This is a genomic window from Cohaesibacter sp. CAU 1516, assembly GCF_005771485.1.
Classification (GTDB): Bacteria; Pseudomonadota; Alphaproteobacteria; order Rhizobiales; family Cohaesibacteraceae; genus Cohaesibacter; species Cohaesibacter intestini.
Genome location: NZ_VANT01000006.1, coordinates 230,508 through 244,698, shown reverse-complemented (window position 1 = coordinate 244,698; position 14,191 = coordinate 230,508). Strand labels below are relative to the sequence as shown.

Here is a 14,191-nt window from a genome sequence, read left to right as displayed (position 1 = left end):
GCGGAGTCAGGCGCTTCTCAGGCCTGACTCTGGGTTTGGGATGAAACGTCTTCAGGAGGGACATCCACATGCCCGAAGAAAGACGTGCCGAGGCTTTGGGTTATTTCCATCAGCCGATGCTGGACCTTGTCGTTGAAGCCGTGGAACCGCAAATGAAGATGCGGATCGTTGGCCGCCGATTCCAGCTCGTAGAGCAATTTCTCGACTTCCTCGTAGCTATATTCGACATGATAAAGCTTGTAGCCCAGATAGAGGTCCTTGAGCATGTTCTGCACTTCGCCGATGCAATGGGTCAGCGAGCGCGGGAAGCTTTCGTTGAACATCAGGAAATTGGCGACCTTCTTGGGATCCAGCAGGCCGGATTCGGCGCGCTGGAAGGCATGATAGGCTTCAAAGGAATGCAGCAGAAGCTTCCAGAACTCGGCGTCGGCGACCGCATCTTCGCCGTCATCCAGCCAGTGGGTGGAGGCAATCTGGGCAACCTTCACATCAAGCAATCGGCTGGTCTGGTCCGCCCGTTCGATCCATAGGCCCAACTGGTAGAACCGCCAGCCAGCGTCGCGATAATAGGTGCTCTCGGTAACGCCCATAATGGCGTCGCAGCGCCGGGCAATCATCTCGCAGGTCCGGGCCAGCCGGGTTGAGTGCAGATCCCAGTTGGAGAGTTTGCTGAACTCGTTGAAGGACATGTTGATGTAGGACCACATCGACACCGATATCAGGGGGCGCAGCAGGCGGGCATTTTCGCGCGCGGCCCACAGGCATGACAGGATGGAGCCGGGATTGTCCCGGTCGGTGACGTAAAAGTTGGCCACATTGCGGGCATTGATCGTGTCGTATTTTTCCTCGAACCGGTCCTTGTCGGCATAAAGGGAGAGAATCGCCGACCAGTTTTCCTGATTGGCGTCATCCTGCCAGAAGCCGGCCTGAACATTGAGAATGCGGGCAAGGCTGGCGGAGCGTTCAACATAGCGAGCGAACCAGAAGAGGGCTTCGGCATAGCGGCTGAGCAGCATGGTCATGAACGGTTTCCTCCGGTGCGGGTTTCCTTGGGACCACACAGGACCCACGTATCCTTGGTGCCGCCGCCTTGCGAGGAATTGACGACGATCGAGCCTTCTCGCAAGGCCACGCGGGTGAGGCCACCGGGCAGAACCCATGTGCCCTTGCCGGTAACCGCAAAGGGGCGCAGATCGACATGGCGTGGCACCAGATCGCTTTCGCCAAGGGTCGGGCAGACCGAAAGGGAAATCATCGGCTGGGAGATGAAATTGGCCGGATCGGCGAGCAGGCTCTCGCGCGCCTTCTCCAGCTCTTCCCTTGATGCCTTGGGGCCGATGGTGATGCCATAGCCGCCGCTCTCGCCGACGGGCTTGACCACCAGTTCTTCCATGTGATCGAGGGTATATTGCAGAGCATCTTCTTCGCGGCAGATATGTGTCTCGACATTGTCGAGGATCGGGTCTTCGTCGAGATAATATTTGATGATGCGCGGCATATAGGCATAGACCGCCTTGTCGTCGGCAACTCCGGTGCCAATGGCATTGGCGATGGTGACATTGCCTTTGAGCATGGCGTTGATCAGTCCCTTCACGCCGAGCATGGAATCCGGCCGGAAGGCTTCGGGATCAAGGAAGGCGTCATCAATGCGGCGATAGATGACATCCACCCGCTTGGGGCCGGCAATGGTCTTCATGAAGACCCGGTCGTCATCGCAGAACAGATCGCTGCCTTCGACCACCGGCACGCCCATTTCACGGGCGAGGAATATATGCTCGAAATAGGCCGAGTTGAACATGCCCGGGGACATCACGACCACTTGCGGATTGTCCTTGTCTGCTGCCCCTGACGGTACTGTCTCGGACAGTTTTTCAAACAGGGTGCGGCCATAGTCCGAGACCCTGCGCAATCTCAGGTTTGCCAGCAGATCCGGGAAGGACCGTTCCATCAGGTGGCGGTTTTCCACCACATAGGAAACGCCAGACGGTGAGCGGACATTGTCCTCAAGAACCAGAAACCTGCCATCGTCGTCGCGGATAATGTCCGTGCCGGCAATGTGAGTATAAACCCCCGCTGCAGGTTCAAAGCCGACCATGATGTCGCGGAAATTGGCGTTGCCCATCACCAGATCGCGCGGCACGGTGCCATCGTTGAGGATATGCTGTTCGTGATAGATGTCATGCAGGAAGGCGTTGATTGCCGATACCCTTTGGATGACACCGCGATCGATGGTGTTCCATTCGCTGGCCGTCAGAATGCGGGGGATGATGTCGAAGGGCAACACCCGGTCAATGACATCCTTGTCGCTATAGACGGTGAAGGTGACGCCAAGATTGAACAATTCCAGATCCGCATCCTTGGCGCGGCTTTTCAGATCGTCAAAATCGGCTTGATCAAATCGGTTCCAGATGTCCTCCAGTTGGGGACTGCGTTCTGCCATGTTGCTCGACATTTCGCAGAAAAACGCCTCAGAGTCATAGTTGCTCACGCAATACACCTTCCCTCTTGAACTGCGTCGGGTCACCGGCCGCGCAATCTCTCGCCTTGCAATTTGATGTCCGGGGCCGACCAAGTCGAGGTCGTCTCCTTGCATCGTCGGGTTTTGAGCATCAAGGATTCGAATGGCGCGTCGTTGCTGCAATGGCGTCTTCATCGCTTGGCGCGTTTGCATATTGGCGATTGCGACGCTGAAAATCGCTTATGTGAGCCTCATTCGAGCTTGAAGGCCTAGTTATCTCATGACCCTGTCATCTCAATAGAGCAAATTCTGGGCCATACTATTCATTTTGTTAAAGTGTCTATTTTTCAAAATGTTAAGCTTTGCATGACCGGAGGGCCAATAGACTTTGTTGCTTTCCCGCCTAAATTTTGAGCATTGTTTTGACTTTGAAATCACCACCTGTGATTAATTATTAATCTTATCACAAGTGGGGTGGGTGATGTATAGGCAGATTTTTTAAATTGCCGATCCGGTGTCTGCTTTCTCTTTGAGCGAGACCGGATCTTTGAGTCTTCTTTTATTTGAGTGTGACCGATTTATTACTGAGCCAGGTCTTCTGATCCCAAAACCCGATGGATGATGAGTTCAATATAGCGATCCAGCCGCGAAGGGTTTTTATACATGCTGAACTCGTTGTTGATGATCACGTCAGCAACATATTTGGCCGGATAGGTGTAGCGATAATGCATCGGTTTCACCTGTTCGAGATACTGATTGATGATGTCTTCGGGGTCGCGTTTGCGCTCGATGATGTCGCGGGCCATTCGGCGGGCCAGCCGGATATCGTCCGGAGCATCGATATAAACCTTGCAGTCAGCCAGTCGCGAGAGTTTGTTGCGATAGAGGATCTGTGTGCCTTCCAGGATCAGGACATCCTTGTAGGTCATTTTCTCGGTCTCTTCAGAGCGATCATGAATTTTCATGTCATATCTGGGAATCTCAATGGTCTTGTGGGCTTTCAGATCATTGATATGAGCGAGCAGCAGGTCGTGATCCTTGGTGTCGATATGGTCAAAGTTGCCCTCGACCGCGCCCAGATAATAGTCATCCTCGCAAATGAGATTGGCTCTGTCCTTGCCGATCCGGTTCTGCAGTCTGCGGGCAAAGGAACTTTTGCCGGATGCGGAGCCTCCTGCAATCGAAATAATCTTCATTTTTCCGTCCTCGTTGCGCGCTTGCCGGGCCTTGGGTGCGGCCTGTGCACAGATCTGCGCGGCTGCGGGCTGGCTTGATGTCGGGTGGTTCAGTCTTGGGTGCAGATCTTATAGAGAGGAAGCTGCATAAGGTTTGATAAACATCACACAAATCACAGGAATGCACACGCTTTTGGCGGGTCTCTGTCTTCAGAATACCGGTTTGAACTTGTCACTGCCTTCTGTGACTAGTTTTGGTTTGGCTGATCCTTGTCAACGCAAGGGCGATTGCGCGAGCCTATCCTTTTGGTTGTGTTTGAGCCTGGACAGGCTCTCCTTTTCGTCTGATTATCGAAAGCCCGCCATGGCACAGGTTGCTCTCAAAGTCTTTGCTTTCCTCTTGAATTTGTCGATGCTGGCCCTCGGGTCTGCTGCTCATGCCGGTGATCGCTCATCCGCTCAGCCGCCTTTGGCGGGCAAGGTGTCGGCGATGGATCATCAAGGGCCCAGACAGGCCAAACGGTTGAAGATCGGCATTTGGAACAGCGCTGGCAACATCACCACCTATACCATTGGCAACAGTTGGAATGACTGGCTGTTGTGGCTGGCCTTCGACAAGCTGCGCGAACCGTCTCCTTATGCCGGCAAGGCGGGCAATTGGCTGGCGACCGATATCCGGCGGGTGAGTGATGATGCCCGGACATGGGAGATCACCCTTCGGGACGGGGTCAAATGGCATGATGGCAGCGCATTTTCCGCAGAGGATGTGGCCTTTACCTTTGACTATTACCGCAAAGGTCCGATCAATCGCTGGACCCACCACACCTCCGCGTTGCCGCGCTTTGAAGAGATCAAGGTGCTGGGGCGGCTGAGGCTCCGGGTGCGCGCAAAGATGCCGATGCCGAATTTTGACCTGATCACCGCTGCCGACTTGCCGATCCTGCAAAAGAAGCAATGGCAAGAGGTGGACAATCCACGCGCCTTCACAGGCCTCGCCATCGGCACCGGGCCATACAGGCTGGTCGAATATAAGGCAGATGAATTTTACCGCTATCAGGCCAATCCCGATTATTGGAAGGGAAAGCCGCTGGTCGATGAGCTGATCCTTGTGATGATCAAGGATCCACAGACCCTGTTCACTGCGCTCAAAAGCGGCGAGTTGGATGGGGCCGCTCGTTCGCTGCCGCCGGAACTGGTCAATCAATGGCGGGATGACCCGGATATCGAGATTGCCAAGGCTCCGAGCCTTTGGGGTGTCTGGCTCGACATCAATCTGGGGCGCGCACCCTTTGATGATCGAGACTTGCGGCAAGCCATCGCGCTGGCAATCAACCCCGATGCCATGGTGCGACGGATCCTGCTCGGGATGGGAACATCTGGCAGTCGCGGCTGGCCCCACGTGGACAGCTTCTGGACCCGTCCTGACTTGCGCGTCGGCTATGATCCGGTCAGGGCGAAACGCCTATTGAAGGCGCACGGTCTGGTGGACAGAGACGGGGATGGCTGGCGCGATCTGCCCGGAGGGCGCCCGATTGACTGGCAGATCAAGGTCGCCTCGAACCGTCCGTTGTTGCTCAGGGCTGCTCAGATGGTGATGTCCCAACTGGCGGCGGTGGGCTTGCGAGCGCATGTTCAGGCGGTGGATCCGGCTTCGCTGGCAGCTGCCTGGAAGACCGGGCGCTATGATTTTCGCGTCATGGACATCACCCCCCACGGGCTGGCGGATCAGGACATGTTGGCCTTGCTGTCAAAAGGGGACAACAAGCGTGCGCTGGCGCCGGAAGCGGAAAAGGAGGCAATCCTTAATCGTTGGCTGAAGGCAGACAGTCGGGCCGAACGGCTTAAAATCTCCCACGAACTGCAAGCCTATCAGAATGCCTATCCGAGCCGGGTGATGCTCTGGTATCCCGATGGCTATTTTGCCTATCGGTGGCAGTCTTACGACAATTATGCCTCTTCGGCGGGCTATGGCATCTTCCACAAATATTCCTTCCTGCCGCGGCCTCAGCGGGCGCAGGTGGTGGATGAGCTGACCAAGAGAGTGGACTAGCAGAATGGTCGGGCAGAGGAGGAGGCGGTGATGCGATATCTGCGGCTGGTCTTCCATTATGCGGCGACGTTGTTGGTGGCGTTGGGCATCAACTTTCTGTTGCCGCGGATCGCGCCGGGAGATCCGCTTGACTATCTGTTGGGGGAGGAGACCCTTGTGGCCCTGTCCGGGGAGGACAGGTTGCGTCTGATGGCTGAGTTCGGGCTGGATCGCTCGTTGCCAGAGCAATTCTGGCTCTATCTGGTGGGCATCCTGCAGGGTGATTTCGGCCTGTCGACCCATCTGGGGCAGCCGGTCTGGGACATCGTGATCAGCCGACTGCCATGGACCCTTTTGCTGACGGGCAGCGCATTGGTCCTTGCGCTGACGCTTGGGTCTCTGCTGGGGGTGCTGGCAGCCTGGCGACGGGGGGGCTTTTGTGATGTTGCGACCATGGCGGGGGTGCTGTTTGTCGGCTCGCTGCCACCCTTCTGGCTCGCCATGCTGCTGATCATCCTCTTTTCAACCATTCTGCACTGGCTGCCGTCCTTCGGCGCCTATGAGCTGGGTGCCGTGCCGGGGACGCTGGATTGGCTGCTGGGGGTTGGCAAAAGACTGATTCTGCCAGTGCTGGCGCTGGGGCTGGTGCAAATGGCGTCGGTGTTGCTGATTGCCCGTTCCTCGATGCTGGGCGTGCTGGAGCAGGATTATATTCTATTTGCGCGCGCCAAGGGACTGTCGGAGCGGTGGATCATGGTCCGACATGCCTTTCGCAATGCACTATTGCCGCTTGTCACCCATGCGATGGTCGGGATTGGCGGGCTGGTTGGCGGTGCCTTGGTCATCGAGACGGTTTTCGCCTATCCGGGGCTTGGCAGTCTGGTGGTTGGCAGTGTCATGGCGCGGGACTATCCCCTGCTGCAGGGCATTTTCGTCCTTGCGACCGGCAGTGTGATTTTGGCCAACTTGTTGGCAGATCTGCTCTATCCGCTGATCGATCCCCGCACCCGGATTGAGGGATAGGCGTGCATGGCCAAGACTTCTACTGCCTTTGACTTGAAACGCTTTGCGGGGCTCGCGCCTTTTTCGAGCCTGACGGGCAAGGTACAGCTGGTTGGCCTTGGCTTGCTTCTGGTGGTGGTGGTGTGCGCCCTTTTTGCGCCGCTGCTTGCGCCCTATGGGCCGAGAGCGGAGGTCTGCGCGGCCTTTGCATCGCCCAGTCACCACCATTGGCTCGGATGTGATGATTTCGGGCAAGATCTCTATTCCCAGCTCTTGTATGGGGCGCAGGTCTCCCTGTTTGTCGGCCTTGTGGTGGCACTGTTGGCGACAGGGCTTGCAACCACCTTGGCTTTGATTGCCGGACTTGATGCTGGCGGCCGCGCCCAGGATCGAAGCGGGTGGCTTGATCGGCTGCTGATGCGGCTGGTGGATGTTGCGCTGGCGCTGCCTTTGCTGCCGCTGGTGATTGTGCTCGGGGTTTATTTTGGTGCGTCGATCTGGACACAGATCGTGGTGATTACGCTTGTCATGTGGGCACAGCCCTTGCGGGAATTGCGCTCGCAGATCCTGTCGATCCGGGCGGCGACTTTTGTCGAGGCTTCGCGTGCGATGGGGGCCTCTGGCTGGTTTGTCAGTATGCGCCATATTCTGCCCGCACTGGCTCCGCTGATCGTGCCACAATTTGTCCGTGTTGCGCACAATGCCATTTTGATTGAGGCATCCCTGAATTTTCTCGGCCTTGGCGATCCGCTCACGACCAGTTGGGGGACAATTCTGTTTCATGCCAATGGGCGGGCAGCCTTCTTGACCGGGGCTTGGGTGCATTGGATCCTGCCGCCCGGACTGGCCATTGCGGTGACCATCATGGCGCTTGCCTTCATCGGCTATGGCTTTGACGGGACGCTCATGAGGCGTATGTCGGTGAAGGGACGGAAGACTGGCGGCGCGGCAATCCGCTCGAAGCCGCCGCAAGGTGAAGGGGGCTTTCTCCAGATTGATGGGCTTCAGGTGGTCTATCAGAGGATGGATGGCAGTCCACTGGTTGCGGTCAAGGATGCGACCCTGTCGGTTCAACACGGCGAGGTGGTTGGACTGGTTGGGGAGTCCGGCTCGGGCAAAAGTTCTCTGGCACTGGCTGTTCTTCGTCTGTCAGATCCGGCTGCAGGATTAACCGCTGGTGCAATCCGATTGGACGGCACTGACTTGCTGTCTTTATCAGACGAGGACATACGGATCTTGCGCAGGACACGAATTGGGTTGATCCCGCAGAATGCGATGAATGCGCTCAATCCTGTGCTGACCATCGGCGAACAGGTGATGGAACGGCTGGTCGGGGCCGGGGTGCCGCCTGCGAGGCGACTTGCCATCGCCAAGGACTGGATGACCAAGGTGGGGCTGACGCCGAAGCATCTTTCCTGCTATCCCCACCACCTCTCCGGTGGGATGCGCCAGCGGGCGGTGATCGCCGTTGCTCTTTGTTGCAGGCCCGATTTGCTGATCGCCGATGAGCCGACCTCCGGCCTTGATGTGCTGGTCCAGCAAAGCCTGATGGACTTGCTGTTGCATTTGCGCAAAGAGATGGGACTGACCATGCTGTTGGTCAGCCACAATCTGCCTCTGATTGCTCGTCATTGTGATCGGGTTGCAAGGATGGAGCACGGCGTGCTCACCGAGGTCGGATCTGACGCAGGGCCTTGCCCCCTTCGCGCCTTGTTGGAGACGCTCCCCACCCTGAAAGAACCCCGTCGCTGGGCTGCGCCAGCTTTACCGATTGGCAATCCGGTCGGTGAAGTGGATGAGCCTCCTTTGCTGGAATGTCTGCATCTGACCAAGCAGTTTCCGGTCGCAGGCGCCTCCGTCTATGGCCTGAGACGAAAGGAACGGGTCACCGTTCTTGATGATCTCTCCTTCACCCTTCAAGCAGGGGAGAGTGTCGGGCTGGTTGGCGGGTCGGGGGCAGGCAAGACGACCCTTGCGCGGTTGCTGCTTGGGCTTTGCCGGCCCGATGCCGGGTCGATCTTAATCAAGGGTATGGACTGGAACTCCCTGTCCCGTGCTGATGCGCGCCGGATGCGGCAGAAGGTGCAGATGGTGTTTCAGGACCCCTATCAGAGCCTTAACAATCGGATGCAGGTTGGCGATCTGGTGGCCGAGCCAATGCGGATTGTCAAGGGTGGGGGCTGGGCGGATCGTCAGTTGCAGATTTGCGAGGCGCTGGACCGGGTTCGACTGCCAACGGATCGCGCCTTTTTGAACCGACTTCCGGTCTCCTTGTCCGGAGGGCAGAGACAGCGGGTTGCCTTGGCGCGGGCGATTGTCACATGTCCCTCGCTGATCATTGCCGATGAACCCACGTCGATGATCGATCAGGCGATCCGCATGGAGGTGATGGATGTGTTGGCAAGCTTGCGTGTGGAGCTGGGGACCGCCTTTTTGTTCATCTCACATGATATCGCGTTGGCGCGCCATTTTTGTGACCGCTTGATGGTGTTGAACAGGGGGCGCCTTGTTGAAGAGGCGCCGTCCGATGCTCTCATTGCCGATCCGCAGCATGCTTATACGAAGGCGCTGATTGCCGCTGTCTGATCGATCAGAACTTTGCTTCCATTTTTTGTTGCACCACTGGCTGTTCATCCATGTTTATTCTTGCCAGGTGCCGATGGAGAAGCGATGTGGTACAATCAGAACTGGAAGGATCGGGCGATCATGCTTCGCGTGCATTGACAATTGGGTTGATGACTTTTGCACCGTTTTTGCACTCTTTCTTGCCGTAAGTCCTTTCCTCTTGCGTTGGGAAGCCCGTTTTAGTGTGGAATGGGAAAAAAGTCCTAGACTGAGTGTCGTTCTGACTCGGGATAGGTGGTTTTGATATATATGCAGCAGTATCGTCCATTTACGATCCTTAATAAGTAATACTTGATGGATGGTGGGAGACATGTTTCATAGGGAGGTAATCATGAAACTCAGCTCAATCCTACTCGCCAGTGCCCTCACTCTGGTGCCGCTCACTGCTATGGCAGCGGGCAAAACCGTCGGCTTTTCCCAGATCGGGTCTGAATCCGGCTGGCGTGCTGCGGAAACCACCGTCACGAAACAGCAGGCTGAAGAGCGCGGTATCACCTTGAAATTTGCCGACGCTCAGCAGAAGCAGGAAAACCAGATCAAGGCCATTCGCGGCTTCATCGCCCAAGGGGTGGATGCGATCCTCGTTGCGCCTGTGGTTGCAACCGGCTGGGACGAAGTGCTTGAAGAAGCCAAGGATGCCGAAATTCCGGTTCTGTTGCTTGACCGTACCGTTGATGCCGACAAAGACCTTTACATGACTGCCGTCACCTCGGATCTTGTCCATGAGGGCGAGGTCGCAGGCAAGTGGCTGAAAGATGAAGTTGCTGGCAAAGACTGCAACATTGTTGAACTTCAGGGCACCACCGGTTCGTCCCCTGCCATCGATCGCAAAAAAGGCTTCGAGCAGGGCATTGCTGGTGCTGACAATCTGAAAATTGTCCGCAGCCAGACCGGTGACTTTACCCGTGCACAGGGCAAGGTCGTTATGGAAAGCTTCCTGAAGGCTGAAGGTGCAGACAATATTTGTGCGCTTTATGCTCACAATGATGACATGGCAGTTGGTGCCATTCAGGCCATCAAGGAAGCCGGCGCGAAGCCTGGCAAAGACATCCTTGTTGTGTCGATCGACTCTGTGCCGGATATTCATCTGGCCATGGATGCAGGGGAAGCCAACGCAACGGTCGAGTTGACCCCGAATATGGCAGGTCCTGCCTTTGATGCGCTGGAAGCCTATTGGAAAGATGGCACGACGCCACCAAAATGGATCCAGACCGAATCCAAGCTCTACACGCTGAAAGATGACAACAAAGCCATCTACGAGTCGAAAAAGAGCCTTGGCTACTGATGTTTGACGGACTGCGGCGGCGGATGGATTCCATCTGCCGCCCGCTTTTTATCAGCAGATGTCTCTTGTCAGGATCAAGTCATGCCCAACGATATCGAGCCGGTTCTTAAAGCAACCGGCATTTGCAAATATTTCCCTGGCGCGGTGGCGCTGGATGATGTGTCCCTTTCTCTTTATCCGGGCGAAGTGCATGCCCTTCTGGGGGAAAATGGTGCCGGGAAATCCACGCTCATCAAATGCCTGACCGGTGCCTATAAAAAGGATGCTGGTCTGATTTTGCTCGACGGGCAGGAAATCAATCCACGCGATCCGCAGGCAAGTCTGATACTGGGTATCGGCACGGTCTATCAAGAGGTCAACCTGCTGCCCAATCTGACGGTGGCGGAAAATCTGTTTCTTGGTTGGCAACCAATGCGTTTCGGCATGCTTGACCAGAAGGCCATGATCCGCCGGTCGCACGAGATCTTGTCGGAATTTGGTCTCGATATTGATCCTTCACAACTTCTCTCAAGCTATTCGATTGCCATCCAGCAGGTGGTGGCAATTGCCCGGGCCGTGGAGCTGGCGGGCAAAGTGCTTATTTTGGATGAACCGACAGCCAGCCTTGATCGCGAAGAAATTGACCTTCTCTTCTCCGTCATCCGCAAATTGACCGCGCGCGGGCTGGCCGTTGTTTTCATTACCCACTTCCTCGATCAGGTGTTCGAAATTTCAGACAGGGCGACGGTGCTGCGCAACGGACGGGTGGTGGGGACCCGGATTTTAAAAGACGTCACGCGGACCGAAATCGTCACGCTGATGTTGGGGCGCCAGCTGGAAAGCGTCAAGCGCGAGCGTTCCGTTTCAAAGATCGGGGAGCCTCTGCTGGAGCTGGAACAATATGGTCGCCGTGGCACGATCGAGCCGTTTGATCTGACCCTTCATCAAGGGGAAGTGATCGGGCTTGCCGGGTTGCTCGGTTCGGGGCGGAGTGAAACCGCCCATGTGATATTTGGTGTTGTGGCTGCCGATCAGGGACAGGCCCGTTTGCGGGGCGAGAAGGTGCGGCTTGACAGCCCACGGGCGAGCATTTCGCTCGGGTTTGGCCTTTGCCCGGAAGACCGGAAAACCGACGGTGTGGTTGGGGACTTATCGGTGCGGGAGAATATCATCCTATCGCTGCAGGCTCGCAGAGGCTGGACGCGGCCGATCACACGGGCCAAGGCCGAAGAAATCGCGCAGGATTATGTCAAGAAACTCGATATTCGCCTTGCCAGCCTTGATATGCCGATCCGGCTGTTGTCCGGTGGCAATCAGCAAAAGGCGCTGCTGGCCCGCTGGCTGGCAACCGAGCCGGATATTCTCATTCTTGATGAGCCGACCCGTGGTATCGATGTCGGGGCGCATGCGGAGATTATCGAATTGATCCAGTCCTTGCAGGAACAGGGCATGGCGTTGATTGTGGCCTCGTCCGAGCTGGAAGAGCTGATCGCCTATTCAACACGCATCATGGTGCTCAGAGACCGCCATCAGGTCAAAGAATTGAGCGGTGATGACATTTCCATCGGTTCCATCGTGAGTTCCATTGCAGCAGAGGAGGCGGCGGAATGATCACCGAGAGCCTGAAGCGGATTGCTCCGCAATTGGTCATTTTGGGCGCTGTCCTGTTGCTCAATTTCATCGTTTTTCCCGGCTTCTTCACCATCGAATTCCAAAATGGTCGCCTGTTTGGCAATCTGGTGGATGTGATGAATAGGGGTGCGCCGGTTGCCATGCTGGCGGTCGGCATGACCCTTGTCATCGCAACGCGGGGGATTGATCTGTCTGTCGGGGCTGTTATGGCAATCGCCGGAGCAGTGGCCGCTTCGGTGGTCGCCGGTGGAGCTGCCTGGTCGGTGGCCTTGCTGGCAGCTCTGGTTGCCGGGATGCTGTGTGGATTGTGGAACGGCGTGTTGGTTTCGTTCTTCAAGATCCAGCCGATTGTCGCGACGCTTGTCCTGATGGTGGCCGGGCGAGGTATCGCCCAGCTGATTACCGAAGGCACGATCCTCACCTTCAATGATCCCGGGCTCATTCATCTTGGGTCGGGCACCGTGCTTGGGGTGCCGACGCCGATCCTGATCTGGCTGTTTATCGGCTTTGTGGTCACCTTCGCGGTGCGCAAGACGGCGCTTGGCATGCTGATCGAGGCGATCGGCATCAACGAGACCTCTTCACGGCTTGCCGGGATCAACAGCCGGGTGCTGCTGATGGCGGTCTATCTGGTCTCCGGCTTCTGTGCCGCATTGGCCGGGGTCGTGGTGGCTGCCGATATCAAGGGCGCGGATGCCAACAATGCTGGTCTCTGGATGGAGCTCGATGCCATTCTTGCTGTCGTCATCGGCGGAAATTCACTGCTTGGCGGACGCTTTTCGATTGTCGCTTCGTTGCTTGGAGCCCTGATCATCCAGTCGGTCAATTCGGTGATCCTGTTGTCGGGCATGCCGCCAGAATTCAACCTGGTGATCAAGGCTTTCCTGATCATTTCTATCCTCTTCATTCAGTCGCCCGCCGTACGCCACGCCATCTATCTGTTCCGCGCGTCGGACGATCACAATGCGCCGGAGGATGCAAACCGGCATGTTAATTCCAGTGCAAAGGAAAGTGCGTCATGATCAAGTCACCCCGTTTTCCGCTTTATATGACGATTGCGACCTTCTTTCTCGCCTATCTCCTTTGTATCTGGCAGTTCCCCAACATGCTGTCGACGCGGGTGGTTGCCAATCTGCTGACAGACAATGCCTTTCTTGGCATTACCGCGGTTGGTATGACCTTCGTCATCCTGTCTGGCGGGATTGATCTCTCGGTCGGGTCGGTTATTGCCTTCACCGGCGTGTTTCTGGCGGTGATCCTGCGCGAAACGGCGATTCATCCTCTGGCCGCCTTTGCGCTGGTTCTCTCCATCACCATTGCCTTTGGAGCGGCGATCGGGGCAATTGTTCACTTTCTGGAGATGCCGCCCTTTATCGTCACATTGGCGGGGATGTTCCTGATGCGCGGTATGGCTTATGTGCTGTCGACGGATTCTGTTCCTATCACGCACGAATTTTATGACGTGCTGCAGTCGGTTTACTGGAAGGCACCCGGTGGTGGGCGGTTCCGCCTGATTGGAGGTCTGATGCTGCTGGTCTTCATTGGTGCGATGATGGTGTTGCACCGGACCCGTTTTGGCAAAAATGTCTATGCCTTGGGTGGGGGTCAACAGGCTGCTCAATTGATGGGCGTACCGATTGCCCGAACGACGATTCAGATCTATGCTGTGTCTGGTGGTTTGGCCGGGCTGGCGGGGATCGTTTACTCGCTCTATACGTCTGCGGGATATTCTCTGGCAACGGTTGGGGTTGAGCTTGATGCGATCGCTGCCGTGGTGATTGGTGGGACACTCTTGAGCGGTGGAACCGGATTTGTTGCCGGGACATTCTTTGGTATTCTCATCATGGGCCTGATTCAGACCTACATCGTCTTCGACGGAACCCTGTCGAGCTGGTGGACCAAGATTGTGATAGGCATTCTGCTCTTCACCTTTATTATGTTGCAGAAAGGCTTGGGTTGGGCAACGACAGTTCGAAAAAGACCGGCAACAAAATTCGCGACCTGAT

At 56.4% G+C, this 14,191-nt stretch carries 10 protein-coding genes; 7 read left to right on the top strand and 3 right to left on the bottom strand.

Annotated features, from left to right (window positions below):
* Positions 1-17: 17 nt before the first annotated feature.
* The 3 genes from FDK21_RS16055 to FDK21_RS16045 all read right to left on the bottom strand — a co-directional run bounded on the left by FDK21_RS16055 (position 18) and on the right by FDK21_RS16045 (position 3,654).
* Entirely contained in the window at positions 18-1,022 is a 1,005-nt protein-coding gene (locus FDK21_RS16055; RefSeq protein ID WP_171022121.1) for an alpha-E domain-containing protein, read from the bottom strand.
* Positions 1,019-2,488, bottom strand: coding sequence for a circularly permuted type 2 ATP-grasp protein (locus FDK21_RS16050; protein WP_246657598.1), 1,470 nt, complete (start codon positions 2,486-2,488; stop codon positions 1,019-1,021). The genes FDK21_RS16055 and FDK21_RS16050 overlap by 4 nt, the downstream gene beginning before the upstream one ends.
* A 551-nt stretch (positions 2,489-3,039) precedes the next feature.
* Positions 3,040-3,654, bottom strand: coding sequence for an AAA family ATPase (locus tag FDK21_RS16045; protein WP_114011091.1), 615 nt, complete (start codon positions 3,652-3,654; stop codon positions 3,040-3,042).
* A 343-nt stretch (positions 3,655-3,997) separates the two neighbouring features.
* Between FDK21_RS16045 and FDK21_RS16040 the strand changes: the two genes are divergently transcribed.
* The 7 genes from FDK21_RS16040 (at position 3,998) to yjfF (ending at position 14,190) form a co-directional block, all read left to right on the top strand.
* Positions 3,998-5,683 carry an ABC transporter substrate-binding protein gene (locus FDK21_RS16040; protein ID WP_171022120.1) on the top strand — a complete coding sequence of 562 codons (1,686 nt, stop codon included), beginning with the start codon at positions 3,998-4,000 and terminating at the stop codon, positions 5,681-5,683.
* Between the two features lie 30 nt (positions 5,684-5,713).
* Positions 5,714-6,685 (top strand): ABC transporter permease, encoded by a 972-nt coding sequence (locus FDK21_RS16035; protein WP_138149786.1) that lies wholly within the window; start codon positions 5,714-5,716, stop codon positions 6,683-6,685.
* Between the two features lie 6 nt (positions 6,686-6,691).
* Positions 6,692-9,250 carry a nickel ABC transporter ATP-binding protein NikE gene (nikE, locus tag FDK21_RS16030; protein WP_138149784.1) on the top strand — a complete coding sequence of 853 codons (2,559 nt, stop codon included), beginning with the start codon at positions 6,692-6,694 and terminating at the stop codon, positions 9,248-9,250.
* Positions 9,251-9,620: 370 nt separating this feature from the next.
* On the top strand, positions 9,621-10,574 hold the full coding sequence (ytfQ, locus tag FDK21_RS16025) for a galactofuranose ABC transporter, galactofuranose-binding protein YtfQ (RefSeq protein ID WP_114011087.1): 954 nt from the start codon (positions 9,621-9,623) through the stop codon (positions 10,572-10,574).
* 81 nt (positions 10,575-10,655) lie between these two features.
* Complete coding sequence (locus FDK21_RS16020; RefSeq protein ID WP_114011086.1) at positions 10,656-12,164, top strand: sugar ABC transporter ATP-binding protein; 1,509 nt, start codon at positions 10,656-10,658, stop codon at positions 12,162-12,164.
* On the top strand, positions 12,161-13,207 hold the full coding sequence (locus FDK21_RS16015) for an ABC transporter permease (protein ID WP_114011085.1): 1,047 nt from the start codon (positions 12,161-12,163) through the stop codon (positions 13,205-13,207). The genes FDK21_RS16020 and FDK21_RS16015 overlap by 4 nt, the downstream gene beginning before the upstream one ends.
* Positions 13,204-14,190: a galactofuranose ABC transporter, permease protein YjfF gene (yjfF, locus tag FDK21_RS16010; RefSeq protein WP_114011084.1), complete on the top strand. Its 987-nt coding sequence runs from the start codon at positions 13,204-13,206 to the stop codon at positions 14,188-14,190. Before FDK21_RS16015 ends, yjfF begins: the two co-directional genes overlap by 4 nt.
* Position 14,191 lies beyond the last annotated feature (1 nt).